This window comes from Pseudomonas sp. GW823-FHT02F05 (assembly GCF_058797315.1).
This window is the reverse complement of the sequence record NZ_JBXAJM010000011.1, coordinates 125,634-145,131: the sequence shown is the minus strand read 5'-3', so window position 1 is coordinate 145,131 and position 19,498 is coordinate 125,634. Positions and strand designations below refer to the sequence as shown.

17 protein-coding genes are annotated in these 19,498 nt (G+C 59.5%); 8 read left to right on the top strand and 9 right to left on the bottom strand.

The genetic code is table 11. The features are described 5' to 3' along the window. Positions 1–25 precede the first annotated feature (25 nt). From AC1RAC_RS15035 to gdhA, 4 genes are all read left to right on the top strand, one after another. Positions 26–1,255, top strand: coding sequence for a pyridoxal phosphate-dependent aminotransferase (locus AC1RAC_RS15035; RefSeq protein WP_492616727.1), 1,230 nt, complete (start codon positions 26–28; stop codon positions 1,253–1,255). 24 nt (positions 1,256–1,279) lie between these two features. Continuing rightward, positions 1,280–2,125 carry a hypothetical protein gene (locus tag AC1RAC_RS15030; protein ID WP_072448311.1) on the top strand — a complete coding sequence of 282 codons (846 nt, stop codon included), beginning with the start codon at positions 1,280–1,282 and terminating at the stop codon, positions 2,123–2,125. Positions 2,126–2,173: 48 nt separating this feature from the next. Then, positions 2,174–3,064, top strand: coding sequence for a phosphoenolpyruvate mutase (aepX, locus tag AC1RAC_RS15025; protein WP_072448313.1), 891 nt, complete (start codon positions 2,174–2,176; stop codon positions 3,062–3,064). Positions 3,065–3,410: 346 nt separating this feature from the next. Further along, positions 3,411–4,748, top strand: coding sequence for an NADP-specific glutamate dehydrogenase (gene gdhA, locus AC1RAC_RS15020; RefSeq protein WP_034126961.1), 1,338 nt, complete (start codon positions 3,411–3,413; stop codon positions 4,746–4,748). Here gdhA and AC1RAC_RS15015 read toward each other — a convergent pair. From AC1RAC_RS15015 to AC1RAC_RS15000, 4 genes are all read right to left on the bottom strand, one after another. Further along, complete coding sequence (locus AC1RAC_RS15015) at positions 4,745–5,242, bottom strand: GreA/GreB family elongation factor (RefSeq protein ID WP_060764087.1); 498 nt, start codon at positions 5,240–5,242, stop codon at positions 4,745–4,747. The genes gdhA and AC1RAC_RS15015 overlap by 4 nt on opposite strands. A gap of 172 nt (positions 5,243–5,414) precedes the next feature. Beyond that, the gene (locus tag AC1RAC_RS15010) at positions 5,415–5,771 is read right to left on the bottom strand and encodes a hypothetical protein (RefSeq protein WP_072448317.1); all 357 of its coding nucleotides are present in this window, start codon (positions 5,769–5,771) and stop codon (positions 5,415–5,417) included. 197 nt (positions 5,772–5,968) lie between these two features. Further along, positions 5,969–7,822, bottom strand: a complete 1,854-nt coding sequence (locus AC1RAC_RS15005) for an Lnb N-terminal periplasmic domain-containing protein (RefSeq protein ID WP_492616726.1) — start codon at positions 7,820–7,822, stop codon at positions 5,969–5,971. A gap of 92 nt (positions 7,823–7,914) precedes the next feature. Then, the gene (locus AC1RAC_RS15000; protein WP_003194274.1) at positions 7,915–8,403 is read right to left on the bottom strand and encodes a DUF3015 domain-containing protein; all 489 of its coding nucleotides are present in this window, start codon (positions 8,401–8,403) and stop codon (positions 7,915–7,917) included. 263 nt (positions 8,404–8,666) lie between these two features. Here AC1RAC_RS15000 and AC1RAC_RS14995 point away from each other — a divergent pair, with 263 nt between their 5' ends. Then, entirely contained in the window at positions 8,667–11,105 is a 2,439-nt protein-coding gene (locus tag AC1RAC_RS14995) for a Lon protease family protein (RefSeq protein WP_014719999.1), read from the top strand. A 314-nt stretch (positions 11,106–11,419) separates the two neighbouring features. Beyond that, positions 11,420–11,737, top strand: coding sequence for a PA4575 family protein (locus tag AC1RAC_RS14990; protein ID WP_003194269.1), 318 nt, complete (start codon positions 11,420–11,422; stop codon positions 11,735–11,737). A gap of 59 nt (positions 11,738–11,796) precedes the next feature. Here AC1RAC_RS14990 and AC1RAC_RS14985 read toward each other — a convergent pair whose 3' ends face one another. Continuing rightward, positions 11,797–13,620 carry a hypothetical protein gene (locus AC1RAC_RS14985; protein ID WP_492616725.1) on the bottom strand — a complete coding sequence of 608 codons (1,824 nt, stop codon included), beginning with the start codon at positions 13,618–13,620 and terminating at the stop codon, positions 11,797–11,799. A 162-nt stretch (positions 13,621–13,782) separates the two neighbouring features. On the opposite strand from AC1RAC_RS14985, the gene AC1RAC_RS14980 reads away from it, so the two are divergent. Beyond that, the gene (locus AC1RAC_RS14980; RefSeq protein ID WP_014719996.1) at positions 13,783–14,271 is read left to right on the top strand and encodes a TIGR00645 family protein; all 489 of its coding nucleotides are present in this window, start codon (positions 13,783–13,785) and stop codon (positions 14,269–14,271) included. A gap of 15 nt (positions 14,272–14,286) precedes the next feature. Here AC1RAC_RS14980 and AC1RAC_RS14975 read toward each other — a convergent pair whose 3' ends face one another. The 4 genes from AC1RAC_RS14975 to AC1RAC_RS14960 form a co-directional block, all read right to left on the bottom strand. After that, positions 14,287–15,720, bottom strand: a complete 1,434-nt coding sequence (locus AC1RAC_RS14975) for an ArnT family glycosyltransferase (protein ID WP_492616724.1) — start codon at positions 15,718–15,720, stop codon at positions 14,287–14,289. A gap of 116 nt (positions 15,721–15,836) precedes the next feature. Then, positions 15,837–16,862, bottom strand: a complete 1,026-nt coding sequence (locus AC1RAC_RS14970; protein ID WP_492616723.1) for a hypothetical protein — start codon at positions 16,860–16,862, stop codon at positions 15,837–15,839. A gap of 106 nt (positions 16,863–16,968) precedes the next feature. Next, a complete protein-coding gene (locus AC1RAC_RS14965; RefSeq protein ID WP_014719993.1) occupies positions 16,969–17,223 on the bottom strand; it encodes a DUF6124 family protein in 255 nt (84 codons plus the stop codon). 349 nt (positions 17,224–17,572) lie between these two features. Then, the gene (locus tag AC1RAC_RS14960; protein WP_197900567.1) at positions 17,573–18,091 is read right to left on the bottom strand and encodes a cysteine hydrolase family protein; all 519 of its coding nucleotides are present in this window, start codon (positions 18,089–18,091) and stop codon (positions 17,573–17,575) included. A gap of 487 nt (positions 18,092–18,578) precedes the next feature. Between AC1RAC_RS14960 and AC1RAC_RS14955 the strand changes: the two genes are divergently transcribed. After that, positions 18,579–19,439, top strand: coding sequence for an HNH endonuclease (locus tag AC1RAC_RS14955; protein ID WP_492616722.1), 861 nt, complete (start codon positions 18,579–18,581; stop codon positions 19,437–19,439). The last annotated feature ends 59 nt before the right edge of the window (positions 19,440–19,498 follow it).

Below are 19,498 nucleotides of genomic sequence, written 5' to 3'. Positions count from 1 at the left end.
TCAGCGTGTTCTGGCAGGTATAACAATGAATAACAGTGAACCCTCTGCCGTGTCATTGCCGTTGTCCCAGCGTGCGCAACGTCTCAGCGCACCCGGCACGTCCAGCATGCGCAGTAAAGCCAATGCCTTGAAAGAAGCCGGCGTCAACGTGGTCAACTTTGCCGCTGGCGAATTGTCCTTCGATGCCTGCCCGGTGATGAAAGCCGCCGCGACCGATGCGCTCGCCACTGCCCGCAACCGCTATACGCCGCCCATTGGCCTGCCCCAGCTTCGCCACGCGCTGGCGCAGCAGGTCACTCAGCGCTGCGGGGTGAATTACGCCGCCGATGAAATAGCGGTGACCGCGGGTGCCAAGCAGGCGCTGTACAACGCCGCGATGGTGCTGCTCAATCCGGGGGATGAAGTCATTGTCGCGGTGCCGTACTGGGAAACCTTCCCCACCCAGATCCAACTGGCTGGTGGCGTTCCCGTCTATGTCGACACGGCTGCGGATGACTATCGCCTCACCTGCGCAGCGGTCCAGAAGGCCCTGACCCCGCGCACCCGGATGATTGTGATCAACACCCCGAACAATCCGACGGGCACGGTTTATCAGCGCGAAGAACTGCTGGGTATTGCCCGGCTCGCCTTCGCACACAGGCTTTGGGTGGTGTTCGACGAGTGTTACCGCAAACTGGTGCGCGCGCCCCATGAACATCACAACATCGTGTCGCTGTTTGCGCCGCTCAAACATCAGACGGTACTGGTCGATTCGTTTTCCAAGAGCCACGCGGTCACCGGCTGGCGGGTAGGGTATGCGTGCGCGCCGGCCCCAGTCATCGCCGCCATGCACAACCTGCAAGGGCATACGACGTCCAACCCCAGCAGCCTGTCCCAATATGCCGCGCTCGGCAGCCTGATGGCGGACGCGCCGCACTTTACCCGCCAGGTCAATGCCTTCCTCGACCAGCAATTGCTCACGGCCTGCACTTGCCTGGGGCATGTCGACGGCATTCGGTGCGCCCCGCCGGAAGGGGCGTTCTATCTGTTTATCGATGTGTCCCGCAAGTTGGGGGGTCGCTACCTGGGCACCGTTATTCGTGACGTCGACCACTTGGCCGATCTGTTATTGACCGAGGCCCATATTGCGGTAGTGCCAGGCTCTGGCTGTGGTGACGGCAACAGCATCCGTATCTCCTACGCCGTTGAGCGTGAAGCGCTGATTGAGGGCCTCACACGCTTCGCTCGTTTCATGTCAGAAATCGTTGCGCATTAACCCCACCTTAAAAGGATATGAGCCGTGGAAAATCTGAGCCGCCAATTTATCGGGTACGTGAACCAGGCGCTGGTGGATGTCGAGGACGGACATCTGGCCCAGGCCCTGCTCAGCGGTTTCAACAGTCAAACCGACGCGCTGGACACGTACTGCGAGACCTATGTCGACATGACCTCCAGTAATTGGAGCGAGTCGTCACTGTGTACGTTCTTCTGTGGCTGGCGTAGCCCGGACGGCGCCGCCCATGCCGTCTCGAGCATCATCGTGCGCATCCTCCAGGAGTCGGCATCGTTGACGGATGACGCCCGGTTGAAAATGCTCGAGGCGGCGGCCCATTGTGGGGAGATCATTGTCGAGGACATCGGGCTGGGTGAAATGCATGGGCATCCGCACCACTCCAAGCTGTATTACCGCATGGCTTCGGCCATCTGCGGCTCCGATGAATGGCGCCTGCAAGACAAATTCCTCAACCCGATTACCAAGGAATTCTCCGGTTGGGTGGGGGAAAAGCGCCCGTTGGCGCCGCTGCTCATCGAAGCGCTGGAAATGATGGCCATGACGGAGTTGTTCAATACCGGCGAATACAACCTGATGACCCCGCTATGGAAGCAGTGGTTGCGCGATGTACGGGGCTATAGCGCCGGTGAGGCCAGCCGCGTCGCAAGTTTTCTCAGCGTGCATTGCGGCAGCGTGGAAGCACGCCACTTCAAGCATGCCGCTGAGGCGTTGCGGCTGTATGCCAGCGCCACCGGGCAGGCCGTGGATTACGCGCGTATCGCACGGCTCTCCAGGGAGTACGTGGCCAGGGCCTGCGAACATCTGCAAAAGATGGCGTCGGTGCTCAAGTGCGAACAGCCCGCCTGGGATTGAGGCTGTCCGATAACCCTTGTTGTGCCGCTGATAAGGAGCCTGAACCCTATGATGGATACCGAAGCGCGCCGACGCCCTCTGTCGGCGCTGTTGGATAGCAACCGTTGCCTGCGTGTACTCGAAGCCCATAGCCCGATATCGGCGTTGCTCGCGCAGCGCGCCAGGCTGGAAATCAGCCCAGGGCATACGGTGGGGTACGACGCCATCTGGTCGAGTTCGCTGACCGACTCGACCCAGCGCGGGTTACCCGACATCGAAATCCTTTCGCCCAGTAACCGGTTGCCGGGGATTCGCGAAATATTCGATGTGTGCTCGCTGCCGCTGATATTCGATGCCGATACCGGCGGCAAGGCCGAACATTTCGCGATTCATATCAAGATGCTGGAGCGCGCGGGCGTCTCGGCGGTGGTGATCGAAGACAAATGCGGCCTGAAGAAGAATTCACTCTTGGGTATCGAGGTCGACCAGGCGCAGGAGTCCATCGAGGCCTTTTGCGCCAAGCTCCAGGCCGGGTGCACGAGTCGCACCGGCTCAGGGCTGATGATGATTGCCCGGTGTGAAAGCTTGATTCTGAATCGCGGCATGGAAGAGGCGATGGCGCGATGCCTGGCGTATGTCGAGGCGGGGGCGGATGGCATCATGATCCACAGCCGCAAGCAGGATGGCCTGGAAATCCTGGAATTCGCCCGGCAGTTTCGCCTGCAGCGGCCCAGGGTACCGCTGATTTGTGTGCCGACCAGCTATGTTCACCTGAAGTTCGAGGTGCTGGAGCGAGCAGGTTTCAACGCGGTGATTTATGCCAATCACATGTTGCGCAGTGCCTACCTGGCCATGCGCGATACCGCCGTCGGCATACTCGCCAATGGCAGGACGCTGGAACTGGAGCCACGTTGCCTGGGCATCGACGAGATACTCGACCTGGTGCCCGGTACGCGCTAGAGACATGCGCGGGTCTGTGGGCAAATGCTGTGCGGGCTTGCTCGCGAAAGCGGTGGGTCAGTCGCTGCATCTGTAACTGCACCGCCGCTATCGCAGGCAAGCCAGCTCCCACATGACCGGTGTACTCGATCCAATGTGGGAGCTGGCTTGCCTGCGATAACGGCCTACCTGTTGGTGCAAAACTCAGAGTGAAATCCCCATTTAAGGGCAAAAAAAGGCAGTTACTTATACTTATTGCACCATTTAATTTCACAAAGGCGACATTTTGCCCTGTCGCGGTGCGAAACGAATTGATAAAGTCCGGCTCAATCTCCGTTTAACAACAATCAATTTGCCGAGACTGTTCATGACCGAATCCGTCGATTCCTTCCTTGCCCGCCTCAAGAAACGCGACCCGGACCAACCGGAATTCCACCAGGCTGTAGAAGAAGTTCTACGCAGCCTGTGGCCCTTTCTTGAAGCCAACCCGCACTATCTGACCTCGGGCATCCTGGAGCGCATCTGCGAGCCGGAACGCGCGATCACGTTCCGAGTGTCGTGGGTGGATGACCATGGCAAGGTCCAGGTCAATCGCGGTTTCCGTATCCAGATGAACAGCGCCATTGGGCCCTACAAAGGCGGTTTGCGCTTTCACCCCTCAGTCAACCTGGGTGTGCTGAAATTCCTCGCCTTCGAACAGACCTTCAAGAACTCCCTGACCTCGCTGCCCATGGGCGGCGGCAAAGGCGGCTCGGACTTCGACCCCAAGGGCAAGAGCGACGCCGAAGTGATGCGCTTCTGCCAGGCGTTCATGAGCGAGCTGTACCGCCATATCGGTGCGGACGTGGACGTACCGGCCGGTGATATCGGTGTGGGCGCACGGGAAATCGGCTTCCTGTTCGGCCAGTACAAACGCCTGAGCAATCAATTCACCTCAGTACTGACCGGCAAGGGCATGACCTATGGCGGTAGCCTGATCCGCCCGGAAGCCACCGGTTTCGGCTGTGTGTATTTCGCCGAGGAAATGCTCAAACGCCAAGGCCAGCGCGTCGAAGGCAAGCGTGTGGCGGTGTCCGGCTCCGGTAACGTGGCGCAATACGCGGCGCGCAAGGTCATGGACCTGGGCGGCAAGGTGATTTCCCTGTCGGACTCCGAAGGCACCCTGTACGCCGAAAGCGGCTTGACCGAAGAACAATGGTCGGCGCTGCTGGAGCTGAAAAACGTACAGCGCGGGCGTATCAGTGAACTGGCCACACGTTTCGGCCTGGAGTTCCGCAAAGGCCAGGCGCCTTGGGAACTGGCCTGCGATATCGCGCTGCCCTGCGCCACCCAGAACGAACTTGATGCCGACGCTGCGCGCACCTTGCTGCGCAACGGCTGCCTCTGCGTGGCCGAAGGCGCGAACATGCCGACCACGTTGGAGGCTGTGGATATCTTCATCGACGCGGGCATCCTCTTTGCGCCGGGCAAGGCGTCCAACGCGGGGGGCGTGGCGGTGAGCGGCCTGGAAATGTCGCAAAACGCCATGCGCCTGCTGTGGACCGCCGGGGAAGTGGACAGCAAGCTGCACAACATCATGCAGTCGATCCACCATGCCTGCGTGCATTACGGTGAAGAAAACGGCCGCATCAACTACGTCAAGGGCGCGAACATCGCGGGCTTCGTGAAAGTGGCTGACGCGATGCTGGCCCAGGGTATCGTCTAGGCCTCGGGTTCGATGCGCAGCACTTCGATCAACTGATCGCCGACGGGGCGCTGCCACAGCACCTCGTCGCCCACCTGGGCGCCCAACAAGGCACGGCCCAGGGGCGAGCCCCAGTTGATCAAGCCTGCGTTGGCATCGGCCTGGTCTTCACCGACCAACTGGATGCGCTGCTGTTCGTCCTGCTCGTTGGCGAACGTGACCCAACTGCCGATCTGCACCTTGTCGGTGGACGTGGCCGGCGCGACTACCTGGGCGCTCTGCACCCGCTGGTTGAAGTAACGCAGATCCCGCTCAAGGTCCGCCTGGCGCTGCTTGTCGGCCTGCTCACCCTTGGCGGCTTCGTCGCTGTGCTCCCCTTGCAACTGTGCCACCCTGGCCTGCAATTGCGCCAACCCTTGCGCGGTCAGGCGGTTAGGTTGCGCGCTGACCTGACGCTCCACCGGCTGATCAGCCTGGGCCGCCGCGTTATCTTCATTTACAAAAGCTCGGCTCATGGCGTTCTCCTTCCTATGAAGGTTGGGCCACGTTCGCTGCCTGATCGTTCCCACCGGCGCTGATCGTTCCCACGCTCCGCGTGGGAATGCATCCTGTGACGCTCCGCGTCACGACCTCGCGAGCGGACGCGGAGCGTCCAGGGCGGCATTCCCACGCGGAGCGTGGGAACGATCAGCGTGAGCGATAGGCTTTGGCGGCGTCACGATCTTTTTCCTGCTGCCAATCGTGTTCGCGGTCGTCCCTGCGGTTTTCCTCGTAATCGCGCATTTCCTGGCTTTCGCGCATGGCCTTGCACTGACGAAACCCATCTTCCCAACCTTCGGCGTATGGCCGGTCTTTGAGGTAGCGCGGCACATTCTTGCGAAACGCCCCGGTAATCACCCCAGCGGCCTGGCGACCGCTGCTGCAACCGTCGTCGAAGCCATCGGCGAAGGCGGGTGGGTAACCTTTGGCCAGCAATTCCTGATGGGTTGACTGGCAACCCGACAACCCCACCACCGCGCACAGCATGACCGCATACCGCCACATGGCGTACTCCCTGGCCGTTTTACGGCTGATAAGGGAAGTCTAGAAGGGGATTTGTTGGGGCGGTGTGAAAGGCAGGTCAGAAAGTTGTGGGCCGAGTATAAAACCTGTGGGAGCTGGCTTGCCTGCGATGGCGGTGCGTCAGTCACTTGAACCTTGGCTGATATACCGTATATCGCGAGCAAGCCCGCACTCATTAATCAGTAGTGGTACCACTTCAGCTCAAGCATCACTTCATTCACTGGCGTGGACAGGTGGCTGTACTCACGCTGGGCACTCAGGCGCAGGCCCAGGTTGCGCGACAGTTCCCATTGCTGGTTGAGGCTGATGCTGCGCCGCACTTCGCCGTTGGTGAAGAAATCGCCCTTGGCTTCCAGGCTCAGGTTGCCCAACGGGTTTTTCCACAGCACGCCGGTGTTGAACCCGGCGGCCGGGGAGATGGCTTCGCTGAAGTCGTTGTTGTGCTCCACGCGCACGGTGCCGAGGGCGAAGCCGAGCATGTCGTCGGAGAGTTGCCAGGTGCCACCGGCGCCGCCGTTGACGTGGGCCACCAGGGTTTCGTCGTCGTGTTTGCCCGGTACGCGTTCCAGGCCGCCGGTGACTTGCCACGACCAGGGTTGCAGCAGCGCATTGCGCGGCGTCAGCGAGCGGATGGTGGCAAGGTCCAGTTGCTGGAGCTGCCAGTGATTGCCCTCGTACTGGCGCAGTTTCATTTGCAGGATTTCGATCTGCGCGCCCAAGGGGAAGCCTTCGGCGTTGTCGTTGAGGTCGTGATAGGCCATGCGCAGGCCATATTCACCGAAGGCTTTGTCGCCGCGGGTGCCGATGCCGGCTTGCCAGGTGCGCGACTCATGGCCATTTTCCGGCAGGCCAGGCGGGGTGATCTTCAGGTCTGGCGCCGGGTTCTGGTTGATCGCACGCAGCAGTTCGAAGCTGCGCTGGGAGCGTGTCGCATCGCGCTCCAGGCCATTGGCGCGGTAGCGGCCCAGGCGGTAAGCAGCATCCACGATCAGTGCCTGGCGCTCGCGGGGCAGTGCTTTGAATGCAGGCTCTTGCAGTTGCTTCTGGTCATCGCTGACTTTCAACACCCACTGCTGCTCATCGCCGTCCAGCGGCTTGGCGCGTTCGAGCAGTTCGCGTTCACGCGAGGGGCGATAGTCGATCTTTTCGACCAGACCTGCGTCCTTTACCGCCTTGACGGTATCGGTAGGGATCGCGGTGAGTGGGAATTGCTCAGTCAAACGCAGGCCAGGGCGGGCCACTTGCAGCAGTTCGAGCAGGCGATAGGAGCAGTTTTCGTCGAAGAAGAAGTAATCGAACTGGATCTGCTTGAGCTCCCACACGTGCTCGACCATACGCTTGGTCTCGACCTCGGTGAGGTTCAGGCGGTATTCCCACAAATCGCGGTTTTCGAGGCTGCGGTATTCCGAGAGTTTCTCCTGATAGGGCACCAGGGCGAACAGGCCGGGATAGCCGCCCATCAGGCCCTTCCAGGCATAGAGGATGCTGTTGTCGGAGCCTTCGATATAGGCGCCGAAGTTGATCGCATAGCTGAGCAGCGCGGTGTTGTTGCTTTGCACGTCAGCCTGGTCGATGCGCAGCAGGGTGTGGCCGAACATCGACGACGGACTGTTGAGGTAGGCCGCGGGGAAGATCATCACCGCGCTATGGGGCGCGACATCCTTGAACCATTGGGTGAACTCTTTGCACTCCAGGGCGGGCAGGTCGTTCAGTTGCAACTGCGCCTTGAGCCAGCGTGTACGGGCGGGGTAAACGCACTGGGCGTGCTTTTCACCCAGGCTGGCCGGTGCATACAGCGCATCAACGGTCGCCTTGAGTTCGGCGTCCGGATGGTGTGCGCCATCGGGAGCGAGGAAGAATTTCTTGTCGCTGACGTAGCTGCGCCAGCCACTGACTTTGCCGGCTTCGTAGTGCCCCAGCGACAGCCAGAACGGATCATTGGCCAGTTGCTGCAAACGTTGATCGTCGAGGTGCGGTGCCGCATGCAGCGGGGCGCAGGCGAAGAGAGCCAGGCAAGCGAGGCGTTTGAGCATGGAGGCTACTTAAGTCGGACGGAAAAAAAGACCCAAGGTGGGCGGGTCGAAAAAATAAAACCCGCGCCTCGAAAGGCGCGGGCAGGTCGAGCTTAAGCCTGGGTTGCGTATTTCGCCAGACGGGCATCGCTTTTCAGTACGGCAATGGTGTTGTTGTGCACGTCGTCAGCGGTCACGTCAGCCTTGCTGAAGATCTGCTGGAAGTGCTCGTGGGTCACGGCCGCGAAGTGATCGCGATCTTCCGGCGCAACACCCAGTACCACCGCGTAGGTGGTCAGCGCTTCGCCGTTGCCTTTGGCCATGTCTTCGGACAGCTCGTTCATCATGCCATTCATGGCAATCCAGGACTTGCCGCCGTAGGTCAGGGCGCTGTTGGTGCTGCAACCGTTGGTGCCCGAGGTCATGCCGAAGGTGGCGTTACCCGAAGTACCGTTGGTGGTGGAGGCGAGGAAGTGGGCCGGAGTACCGCGCTGGCCTTCGAACAACATGTTGCCCCAACCGCAGTTCGGGCCACCTGGTGCTTCTGCCATTGCATTGAGGGAGACGACGGTGAAGAGAGTACCAAGAAGGATCCGTTTCATAGCTTTGTTCTCTTTGTGTGCAAACCAATGGACAAGGGTTCAGGTGCTCAACGCACCCTAGGGGCCAGTTATTAGTCCAACCCGCGCAGTTTGGAGTTTAGGCACGTTCCCAGGGTTCCGTGTTTTTTTATAAACATTCAGTGGCGGGCGATTTTTTTGCAGGACGCGTGCGGTGGCTATGCTTTCCCGAAAGCGCGCCTTGCCAGAGCGCTCAACCGGGAGCCAGAATGCCCCATCTGCCCCGCCTGATGTAAGGAAGCCCGATGCCTGATCCTGTTGCTGCCAGCTTGCGTCTAGCGCCCGAAGCGCTGACTCGCCCTTTCTCCGCTGAACAGTTCAGCTTCTCGACCACCAATGATTTGGAGCCCTTTCGCGGTGTGCTTGGCCAGGAACGTGCGGTTGAAGCCTTGCAGTTCGGCGTGGCCATGCCACGCCCCGGTTACAACGTGTTTGTCATGGGCGAGCCGGGCACCGGCCGCTTTTCGTTCGTCAAACGCTACCTGAAAGCCGAAGGCAAGCGCCTGCAAACCCCGGCGGACTGGGTTTATGTGAATAATTTCGATGAGCCCCGCGAGCCCCGCGCCCTGGAATTGCCAGGTGGCGCCGCCGCGGCGTTTATTGCCGATATCAACGGCCTGGTCGATAACCTGGTCGCCACCTTCCCGGCGGTGTTCGAGCACCCGACTTATCAACAGCGTAAAAGCGCCATCGACCGGGCGTTCAACCAGCGCTACGACAAAGCGCTGGACGTGATCGAGCGCCTGGCCCTGGAAAAAGACGTGGCGCTGTACCGCGACAGCTCCAATATCGCCTTTACGCCGATGCTCGACGGCAAGGCGCTGGACGAAGCCGAGTTTTCGCAACTGCCGGAAGCCGATCGCGAGCGCTTCCACACCGATATCTCCGAGCTGGAAGAGCGCCTCAACGAAGAGCTGGCCAGCCTGCCGCAGTGGAAGCGTGAGTCCAACAACCAGCTGCGCCAGTTCAACGAAGAAACCATCACCCTGGCCCTGCAGCCTTTGCTGGCGCCGTTGTCGGAAAAATACGCAGAAAACGCCGGGGTCTGTGGCTACCTGCAAGCCATGCAGGTATACCTGCTCAAAACCGTGGTCGAGCAATTGGTGGACGACGCCAAGACCGACGCCCAGGCGCGCAAGCTGCTCGAAGAACAATACTGCCCGAGCCTAGTAGTGGGCCACTCGGTCAACGGTGGCGCGCCGGTGGTGTTTGAACCGCACCCGACCTACGACAACCTGTTCGGCCGCATCGAATACAGCACCGACCAGGGCGCGCTCTACACCACCTATCGCCAGTTGCGTCCCGGCGCGTTGCACCGCGCCAACGGCGGTTTCCTGATCCTGGAAGCCGAAAAAATGCTCAGCGAGCCCTTTGTGTGGGATGCGCTCAAGCGTTCCCTGCAATCGCGCAAGCTGAAGATGGAATCGCCTTTGGGCGAACTCGGCCGCCTGGCCACCGTGACCCTCAACCCGCAGATGATTCCCTTGCAGGTCAAGGTGATCATCATCGGCTCGCGCCAGTTGTATTACGCCTTGCAAGACGCCGACCCGGACTTCCAGGAGATGTTCCGCGTACTGGTGGACTTCGACGAAGACATCCCCATGGTCGACGAGAGCCTGGAGCAGTTCGCCCAGTTGCTCAAAACCCGTACCTCCGAAGAAGGCATGGCGCCACTGACCTCGGACGCGGTGGCGCGCCTGGCGACTTACAGCGCACGCCTGGCCGAACATCAGGGCCGTTTGTCGGCGCGTATTGGCGACCTGTTCCAGTTGGTCAGCGAGGCGGACTTTATTCGCCACCTGGCCGGCGACGAAATGACCGATGCCGGGCATATCGAGCGCGCCCTCAAGGCCAAGGCCACGCGCACCGGCCGAGTGTCGGCGCGGATTCTCGACGACATGCTCGCCGGCGTCATCCTCATCGACACCGCCGGCGCCGCTGTGGGCAAGTGCAACGGCTTGACGGTGCTGGAGGTCGGCGACTCGGCATTCGGCGTGCCGGCGCGGATTTCCGCCACGGTGTACCCAGGTGGTAGCGGTATTGTCGACATCGAGCGCGAAGTTAACCTCGGCCAGCCGATTCACTCCAAGGGCGTGATGATCCTCACCGGTTACCTGGGCAGCCGCTATGCCCAGGAATTCCCGTTGGCCATCTCCGCCAGTATTGCCCTGGAGCAGTCCTACGGGTATGTGGACGGCGACAGTGCGTCCCTGGGCGAGGCATGCACCTTGATCTCGGCCTTGTCGAAGACACCACTCAAGCAGTGCTTTGCAATCACCGGCTCGATCAACCAGTTTGGTGAAGTGCAGGCGGTGGGCGGGGTCAACGAGAAGATCGAAGGCTTCTTCCGCCTCTGCGAAGCCCGCGGGCTGACCGGTGAGCAGGGTGCGATCATCCCTCAGGCCAACGTGGCCACGCTGATGCTCGACGAGAAGGTGTTGCAGGCCGTGCGTGCCGGGCAATTCCACATCTATGCGGTACGCCAGGCGGATGAGGCCTTGAGCCTGCTGGTGGGCGAGGATGCCGGTGAGCCGGACGCCGAGGGGCAGTTCCCGGAAGGCACCGTGAATGCGCGGGTGGTGGAGCGCTTGCGGGCGATTGCCGAGATGATCAGTGAGGAGGATTTGAAGGAGGCGGAAAAAGAGCTGGCGCAGCAGGCGTTGGCAGAAGCCAAGCCGACCTGATTGCTGTCATCACTCGGTCAAGGTGGGAGCTGGCTTGCCTGCGATAGCGGTGTATCAGTCAACTGGGAGGTTGGCTGTGAGTCTGTCATCGCAGGCAAGCCAGCTCCCACACTGGTCCGTGGTGTTTTTGGGAACGTTTAGCGTGCCACAAAATTGACTCGACCCTCAGGGACCAACGCCCGTTGGTCCCTACAACCTTGGTTTGTCGCGTTTTTATTCTATTCTCAGAGTCAGGGATATCCACAGGAGTCGCAGGATAGAAACAGCTTCGCCTTGCGCTGGGGCTGAACACCGATCTACCGAGGGGCGCCGCCATGTCGCGCAACCTTTGCCTTACTCGCCAGTGCCTGGGCCTGGTCACCCGTATCGAATGCTCCATTCGCCCTCTTGCCGGGGATAACGGGATGTGGACGCTATTGTTTGCCGCCGGCATGTCGGGCGAGCAGCCTTCCACTGTCAAATCCCAGGGCCCGTTCCATGGGCCCTTCGTGGCAGAACGCATGCTGGGCACCATCGTTGATAGCCTGACCTTGCACGGCTACGAGCAAATGGACGAGCCGCAGATCTGGTGCCTGCACCTGCAGGCCCATCTGCGCCAACTCAATGGCGGCCAGGAGCGACTAGCCCTCTGAGGATCGTTCCCACGCTCCGCGTGGTAACGCCGCCCCGGACGCTCCGCGTCCACCCAGGGCTATTTGCTCTCAGGCCTGTCCAGCTTCACCTCAAAACCGTACTGCACGGTGCTGAGGTCGGTGCGCTGGTAACTTTCCAGCGTGGTCGGCTGGCCGTAGAAGTAATGCACGTCAAACATCGCCGTGCCGTATTCCTCGGCGCGGTGGCTGACACCGAGAATCTCCTTGAGGTAATTGCCGCTGGCATCCTTGGCATAGAAGCGCCAACTGTCGGCGGGGAAGTCCTTCTGGTCGACGATCAGCGCGTTGTCCTTGAGCGACAGGCCCTTGGGCAGCTTGGCTGCGTCAATCGTGGCCTTCTCGATGGTGGCCAGAAACAACGGTACCGAGCCCACCACAAACGCCGGGGTTTCCGGGAACAGGTTGAGGTCGTAGGTGAGCGTGCCGCTTACTGCGTTCAGCTCGAACGCTTCGGTCGGCAGCTCGATAGGCTCGCCGCGCTCGCCCTTGTCGTCGGCGGTGAAGAAGGTGATAGGCGCGTCACTGTTGTTGCGCTCGGCACCGACCAGGTCGTCGTTGAAGGTGAACGGGTGGTCGAACACGATTTTTGCGGCGCTGGCGTCTTCGGTCGATTGGCTGATGGTGACGCTGTTTTTCAGTTGGTCCTCCGTCATCGAGGCATCTTTGAGCCAACTGGTGGCGCCGTCGTCATACACCGTGACCGGCATTGGCAGGGGCTGTACGGTCTTTTGCAGGCTGTTCCTGTCAAAGCGCATCACCGGCAGGTCCAGGTCTTTACGGGTGACCGTGGCCTTGGAGAAATCCAGCACATTCACCTGCAGGTTATCGATCAGCCCGTTGAAATACACCTTGGCGTAATGGCTGGTCTGCTGGCGCTCGAAGGCTTTTTGCGCGTCGGTGAGCTGTTTATCGAAGGCATCGGACCACGCGGTCTGTTTTTGCATCTCGGCCAGTTGTTTTTCATAGAACGCCACTTGCGCGGCACTCTCGTTGATCGAGCCTGAGCGGGTCAGAAACTGCCCGGTGCTGTCCCGTGCCTGCACCAGCAGCGGATTGGGTGACGCATCGCCCACTTCGGCGGCCAGGGGCTGGCTGTTGGTCAATTCGATCTCGGCGTAGTTCTTTTCCAGCGTCAGCAGGTTGAGGGTGATGTTGCCGTCGGTGCGTTTATGGCCCACGTCTTGTTTGGTCAGGTCGAACGTCAGCACCTTGCCCGGGGTGACCACCTCCACCGCGCCCTTGAGGCTGATGGGTTGTGGCTGGCTCTTGTTTTCCGTCTCGATGCCTTCGATAAACGGGTAGGTCACCGTCAGGTCGTCGGGGTTGGTCAGGTTGGAGCTGCTGGGGCTCAGTTGAATGCCGGGGTCGGTTTCTGACCATTCCGGTTGGAAGGGAATGACTTTATTGTTGCTCAGGGTGACCGACTGCCATTCCAGGCCATGGGGGAAGGGGAACTGGTCCGGCGCGTTGAAGTTGAACGGGAAGACCGGCTGCAAATCCGTCAGGTAGTCGGAGTGCGAGGTTTTGCGCAGCACGAACAGGCCATTGATGTAGCTGTCCACCAGCGCTTGGGGCGTAGGGTAATGCTTGAGCAGGGCCAGGCTATCTTCGCCGTACTCGGCTTCGATGGGCTTGCTGGCGAGCTTGACGCGCGCACGCTCCAGCAACAGCAGCGAGCCGCCCAGGTCGGCGATGGCATCGCGCAGCTTGGGATCCTGGATGCTGTCCAGAGACTGTTCGAACTTTGTGGTTTTCTCTTCGAGGGTCGCCTGCTTCTGCTCTTCTTTGGGGGAGCAGCCGCTGGCCATCAGCAACGCCGCGCACAGGCCGAGAGTGGCCAAAGGGGATCGCACATCCATCATCTGAGTTTTCCTGTCCGACATCATCGAGCCGAGTGAATGGCCTCGACACTAGCAGAAAAATTCTCTTACAGATGCCACTTGGGTCAGTTTTCTCGCGGTGACAGGGGCCGGGTGGCGGCTGGTATACTCGGCGCCATTTTTAGCCAAGCTGTGTGAGATTCAATGGAACGCTTTATCGAAAATACGATGTACGCCTCGCGTTGGCTGCTGGCGCCGATCTACCTGGGCCTGTCCCTGGGCTTGCTGGTCCTGGCGCTGAAATTCTTCCAGGAAATCATTCACGTGATTCCCAACATCTTCACCATGTTGGAAGCCGAAGTGATCCTGCTGCTGCTGTCGTTGATCGACATGGCCCTGGTGGGCGGCTTGCTGGTGATGGTGATGATTTCCGGCTACGAGAACTTCGTCTCGCAGCTGGATATCGACGAAAACAAGGAAAAGCTCAACTGGCTGGGTACCATGGACTCTTCGTCGCTGAAGATGAAAGTGGCGGCCTCCATCGTGGCGATTTCCTCCATCCACCTGCTGCGCATCTTCATGGACGCCAAGAACGTCGATCCACAGCACCTGATGTGGTACGTGATCATCCACATGACCTTCGTGGTCTCGGCGTTTGCCATGGGCTACCTGGACAAACTCACCAAGCATTGATACCCCGCGCTGGCCTTATTGCTCCACGAAGTAATAAGGCTGGCGGTTGACCGCCATTTGCTTGATCACCGTAACCTTCTTGTTCAGCCGGTCGGTGTGGTCTGTCAATGCAACGTTGCCGGGCTTGGCGCTGAGGAAGGCGCGCAGTTCGGCTTCGGTGTTCAGGATCGGCAAGTAGGCCTGCAGGTAGAACACGCTGGCGCCGTCGATGCGCTCGTTGGGTTGGTACATCGCTACCGTCCTGCCTTCGTCTTGCAGGGTCTGGATCTGACTGATCACGGGTACGAATGAATGGCGCATATCGGCTTTGGGTGCAAACCAGAACGCCGCGCTCAGGTAGCAGGCGATCGCCAGACTGAAAACCCCGCCGATGATCTGCCGGTGGTAGCGGTACAGCCCCGGCTTATGGTCTTTGGCCCACTCCAGCAGCACCCGCGCATATTCGGCAGCCAGTACCGCGGCGGCTGGCGTCAGCGCCATCAAATACACGGTGCGTTTGCTGGAAGCCAGGGTCAGCAGGGTGAACTGCGCCACCAGCCACACACTGAAAAACAACCGGTAGCGGTTGCGCAGCAGGCTTTTGCGGAAGTGCCACAGGCCCAGGTACACCAGGATATTCCAGGGCAAAAAGGCTTCAGGCAGTTTCGCGAGGTAATAGTAAAACGGCTCGTAATGCCCGGCTTCTACGAACGAACCACTGAAGCGCCCGACGCTATTGGTCCATAACACTTCACCCACCGCCTGCATCCCGCCGCGCTGAAACAGAAAGCCCAGCCAGATCAGCAACGGCACCAACGCCAACAAGGTGAACAGCGCCGGCTTGAGCCAATCGCCCAGCCGCAGGCGTTTATCCATCAGGCTGGTGCTGAGCAAGTACACAAAGATCACGATGCCCGGCATCGCCAGGCCCAACACGCCCTTGCTCAACGTGGCGATGACCATCCCGGCGGTAAACAACGCCCAGGCCCAGGTACTCGACCCTTCACGCTCGGGCCGCACCGCCTGGTAAAACCCCAGCAGGGCAGCGGTGACACCGAGGCTGAGCAACGAGTCCTCACCCACACCCCGCACATTGCCCCAGTAACTGGCCATGGTCGCCAGGATCAGCGCAGCGCTGAACGCCAGCGTCTGCGGCCGCCCGAACCGCCGCAGCATCCCGTACAGCAGCATCACACTGAACAACCCGGCAAACGCCGACGCCAGGCGCACCGCCCCGGTGCTGGCGCCAAACAGGCGAATCGCACCAGCGTCCAGCCACAGGCTCAGGGGCGGTTTTTCCAGGAAGGGTTCACGAAACAGGCGCGGCACCACCCAGTCATTGTCCAGGTGCATCGCCATGGCGATCCCGGACACCCGCGCTTCGGTAGAGCCTTGCAGCTCGTGGTTGCCGAGGGCGAAGAAGAACAACAGAGCAGCAAGCAAGAGCAGCAGGGGAGCGGGGCGCGTCATGGAGTCTGGCTACCGAGGCATGAGACCGATCGGGCGACCGGTCATGGGTAGTCAGGGAGTATACGAGCGCGATTCTTAACCTTTGGTGAACGGCCGTAGGGTTTTTCTCCGGCGCGTCAGGGCATTTTCAAGCTGGGCACCGCCGCTTTGCCTTGTGCGGTCAGCACCGGCGCCAACTGCTCCCAGGTGAAGGCCAAGTCGTTGTCGCAACCGTCACCATTGGCCGGTGTCGAGAGTTGCAGGCCCTGAGTGTTGAAGCTGAGGTGAAAGTTGGAGTAATCGGTGATCGCCGGGCAGCCCTCGTCGGTGGTGGTTTGCTTGGCCAGCCAAGTGCTGAAGGCGGCCGGCAGCTTCAAGTGTCCGGAATAGGCGTCATGCCATTGCTGATGGCCGCCGAGCCAGGCCCATGGGTCCACACTCTCGCCGGTTTGCAGGTTCCAGGAGTGCAGGCCCCAACTGATGCCCATGGCGCCTTGGCCTGCGGCCCAGCGGTAGAACCGCACGGTGAGAAATTGCGATGACCAATAGGCAGGCTCAACCTCGATCTCACTGGTATAGACCGAGCCGTTTCGACCCAGGTATTCACGCCGCTCATAAAAATAGTCGGTTAGATCTTCGTCATTGACGGCCAGGGCGGCGAGTTGCTGATTGATCTTCTGCACCGCCGGGCCATCGCCCTCCAGCTTGAGCGTGACGCGGGGGCCTTGGGTCTTGAGCTGGTAGGTGTGGTTGTGGAAAGTTTTCTTCTCGGTCTTGATCGGCAGCGGCGCGGCTTCCATGGGCGCGTTATAGGCATCGCTGCCGCAGCCGTCCGTGCCAATGCGGCGCAGGGCCAGTGGCAGCGGCGCACCGCCGTCGGTTTTGCTCCAGGCGCCCGAAAGGGTATCGGCCTGGGGTTTTTGCAGGGCCCAGAAACCGGTGTTTCCTTCCTCCACCCAAGGGGCGTTGTCGTTGGCCTGGGTCAGTTGAATCGGGGTACGGATGCGCTGGTAGTAATAACTGCCATGCTCCCCGTCGGCGCCGTTGAAACAGACGGTGATAGCGGACTTGCCCAAAGTACCTTGCCAAACCCCGGCCAGCTCGGCGGCGGTGGCGAGTAAGGGCAGGACGGTGAGGGCGATGACGGCGAAGGGCTTGAGCACGGGTATCTGACTTCCGGTTGTCTGATAAAGGCCGTCAGGGTAATGGGAAGTGTGAGGGGATGCCAGCGGGCGAGATGCGCTGAGGCAGCTCGCCCGTTTTCGTGTTTTAGGGCTGTGGCGTCTGGGTAGTGAATGGTTGGGTGTTCAAGACGCGTTCTACGAGTAACTCGCCCAAAACGATCAACTGCTGAGCGGCCAGCAGCTTGTGACGGTGCGCGCCTTCAAGTTCGAAAGCCAGGTCGGTGGTCATGGCGTTGAGGGACGCGAGGGTTTCGCTGGCTTGGATTAGCAGGGTTTCGGGGTGGATGTTTTCGGCGAGGGTGAAGAGGGTGGTTGGGGGATTGGGGGTGATCTTTTTCATGGCTGAAACTCCTTGATTGATGGAGTCGCCAGACATCGCTGCTAAACGAAAAGGGTGGCGACCGTACGCGGGTTAGCAGACCAGGAATCAAGGAACCCGGCGCACCCGAAAGTGCCCCACGCACAGCCGCCATGACACGAACCAGCGGATGCAGAACGCATCGCTCGAACGGATGGTGGCTTTGCAGGCCTTGATATTAACCGAGCTGCTAAACCCGGTCGCTGATTTTGCAGCGACAGGGGGAGGCTAGGCTTGTTGGGCTGAGTTCGCTAGTTCACCGACAGCTCGGCATCTTGCGGGAAAATTCCGAAGCATGGCCCTGTTGACCTTCCCCTGTCGTCAGGCTCTGTTAAAAGCTCCAGTCCTCAGCCTGAACCAACTGGCAGAACGGCCCGTTGAGCGTGGCATTGTGATGAGCCACGATGGCCTCGGCTTTCATCAAGGGCGTGTCAGAACAGGTATGACCGTCGGCGATAAGCACCGCATCGAAGCCAAGATCACGCGCGGCACGGCAGGTGCTGTCGACGCAGTACTGCGTTTTCATCCCAGTGACTACCACGCCGGTAGCGCCGCTGGAGCGTAGATTGTCCGCCAGGTCAGTCATTGCAAAAGCGTTAGGCCGACGCTTTTCGAACACCACTTCCCCACCCAGCAACTTCAGTTCCTGTGCAATCAGCGTAAGCGGGCTGCCCAGCTCGATTGGCGAGCCAGCGGGGCCGATGTGGCGAGCGAGAAAAATCGGCGCGCCTGCGCTGCGGGCCTTGTCCATCAGGGTATTGAGGGTTTCCAACAGCTCGTCGCAACGCCAGGGTTTGTCCGGACCGTGGATGAGTCCGACTTGGATATCCAGTATCAACAGGGCGTACATGGGGGCATCTCCTTGCGTGTGAACCAGCGACACAAGGGCATAAAAAAGGCCCTGTCCATCGCTGGCGGGCCTTTGAAGTTCGTTTGTTATTGCTTCACGACACCTCGCACGCTCCGCTTGATGCGGTCGTGGTGGTGGTTGTCGAGGTGAGGCAATGGGTAGTCATTAGGTTGACACTAGCAGTATGGGTGATGGAATGCCAGCTACAAAAAAAACGTCCGTGGCACACTGACGCTGTCGTGCGATCTATTGGAACAGGGTGGAGTAAAGCTTTGGTGCACCCCGAACTTCCTAGGAGCTGAATGACTACTTTTGCTTGGAGTCAACCAGTCGATTCACGGACTGGCTAATCGTTCAGTGGGTGGTCAAATGAAGTGCATTTTTTCAAGTTTTTAGCCACTGCATAGTGGCGTATTGATATTTTTATTCGGGGCGGGTTTATTTTCACGTATGTTGATACAAAATTATCCCTGGTTTCGGAGTAAAAATGTCCCCGTTCGTCATTGGTCAAGAGTATGAAAGATCCCGCCTCCTTGAGTTCATAGGCAGCAGGCAGATGCAGTCAGGTGTTCTTTGGGGGAGCGAAGAGCCAGGGTGTCTTATTTGTACATCGGGAGGCCGAGGCGGTAAGAAAGCTGGTTATTCGGATGAGCGCCTCTCTGACGGTACTTGGTGGTATTTTGGCCAAGGCCGCACGGGTAACCAATCTCTGAGTAATTCCGCGAACTCAAAGCTCTCTTCTGGAAAGTATTCCGTTCTTCTCTTTACTACGAGAGAACCAACTGCGAGAGAAGTGGCGGCTCGAGGCAACTATGGAAAATTGTTTTCCTATTGTGGGCAGTTTAATGTTTCAGGTTTTGACCAGTTTTTGCCGACTGATGGTAGTCGTCAGGGGGATAAGCTATGGCGTTTTCGCCTGCTGCCTATCGGTGAAGAAAAGTACTATTATTATAATGAGAAAAGTGATCTGGATTTAGAGTTTTCCGGTGACTTACGGGAGATTCAGTATCGATTAACGTCTATAGTTGCCACTAAGTCCGAGCCTCGGATAAGCATGGCGGAGTATAGGTATAGGAGTGCTGCAGTTCACGTCTACGCATCGCTTAGATCAAATGGGCAATGCGAAGCGTGCGGGTCCTTCGCTCCATTCACTCGTCCCGATGGGCGAGGGTTTCTTGAAGTGCACCATCTCACTCGGCTTGCCGATGAAGGACCAGATTTACCTTCAAATGTCGCTGCACTTTGTCCAAACTGTCATCGCCGTGTCCACTATTCCATTGATCGAAAAGAATACGGTAAAAAACTTAAAGATGCTATTGCTTTAAAAGAAGCTATTATTGCTGGGTAAAAGTGGGCGCTTAAATATTGGTGTTCAATATTGTTTCGCAAAAGGTGATGCCGATTTGG

What these genes read in the sequence shown, in the direction of transcription:
- AC1RAC_RS15000 (WP_003194274.1), bottom strand. Translation starts at nt 8,403, where the DNA reads ATGAAACGGATCCTTCTTGGTACTCTCTTCACCGTCGTCTCCCTCAAT.
- AC1RAC_RS15005 (WP_492616726.1), bottom strand. Translation starts at nt 7,822, where the DNA reads ATGCTCAAACGCCTCGCTTGCCTGGCTCTCTTCGCCTGCGCCCCGCTG.
- aepX (WP_072448313.1), top strand. Translation starts at nt 2,174, where the DNA reads ATGATGGATACCGAAGCGCGCCGACGCCCTCTGTCGGCGCTGTTGGAT.
- AC1RAC_RS15035 (WP_492616727.1), top strand. Translation starts at nt 26, where the DNA reads ATGAATAACAGTGAACCCTCTGCCGTGTCATTGCCGTTGTCCCAGCGT.
- AC1RAC_RS14965 (WP_014719993.1), bottom strand. Translation starts at nt 17,223, where the DNA reads ATGAAAAAGATCACCCCCAATCCCCCAACCACCCTCTTCACCCTCGCC.
- AC1RAC_RS14960 (WP_197900567.1), bottom strand. Translation starts at nt 18,091, where the DNA reads ATGTACGCCCTGTTGATACTGGATATCCAAGTCGGACTCATCCACGGT.
- AC1RAC_RS14990 (WP_003194269.1), top strand. Translation starts at nt 11,420, where the DNA reads ATGTCGCGCAACCTTTGCCTTACTCGCCAGTGCCTGGGCCTGGTCACC.
- AC1RAC_RS14955 (WP_492616722.1), top strand. Translation starts at nt 18,579, where the DNA reads ATGTCCCCGTTCGTCATTGGTCAAGAGTATGAAAGATCCCGCCTCCTT.
- AC1RAC_RS14985 (WP_492616725.1), bottom strand. Translation starts at nt 13,620, where the DNA reads ATGATGGATGTGCGATCCCCTTTGGCCACTCTCGGCCTGTGCGCGGCG.
- AC1RAC_RS15010 (WP_072448317.1), bottom strand. Translation starts at nt 5,771, where the DNA reads ATGTGGCGGTATGCGGTCATGCTGTGCGCGGTGGTGGGGTTGTCGGGT.
- gdhA (WP_034126961.1), top strand. Translation starts at nt 3,411, where the DNA reads ATGACCGAATCCGTCGATTCCTTCCTTGCCCGCCTCAAGAAACGCGAC.
- AC1RAC_RS14975 (WP_492616724.1), bottom strand. Translation starts at nt 15,720, where the DNA reads ATGACGCGCCCCGCTCCCCTGCTGCTCTTGCTTGCTGCTCTGTTGTTC.
- AC1RAC_RS14980 (WP_014719996.1), top strand. Translation starts at nt 13,783, where the DNA reads ATGGAACGCTTTATCGAAAATACGATGTACGCCTCGCGTTGGCTGCTG.
- AC1RAC_RS15015 (WP_060764087.1), bottom strand. Translation starts at nt 5,242, where the DNA reads ATGAGCCGAGCTTTTGTAAATGAAGATAACGCGGCGGCCCAGGCTGAT.
- AC1RAC_RS14995 (WP_014719999.1), top strand. Translation starts at nt 8,667, where the DNA reads ATGCCTGATCCTGTTGCTGCCAGCTTGCGTCTAGCGCCCGAAGCGCTG.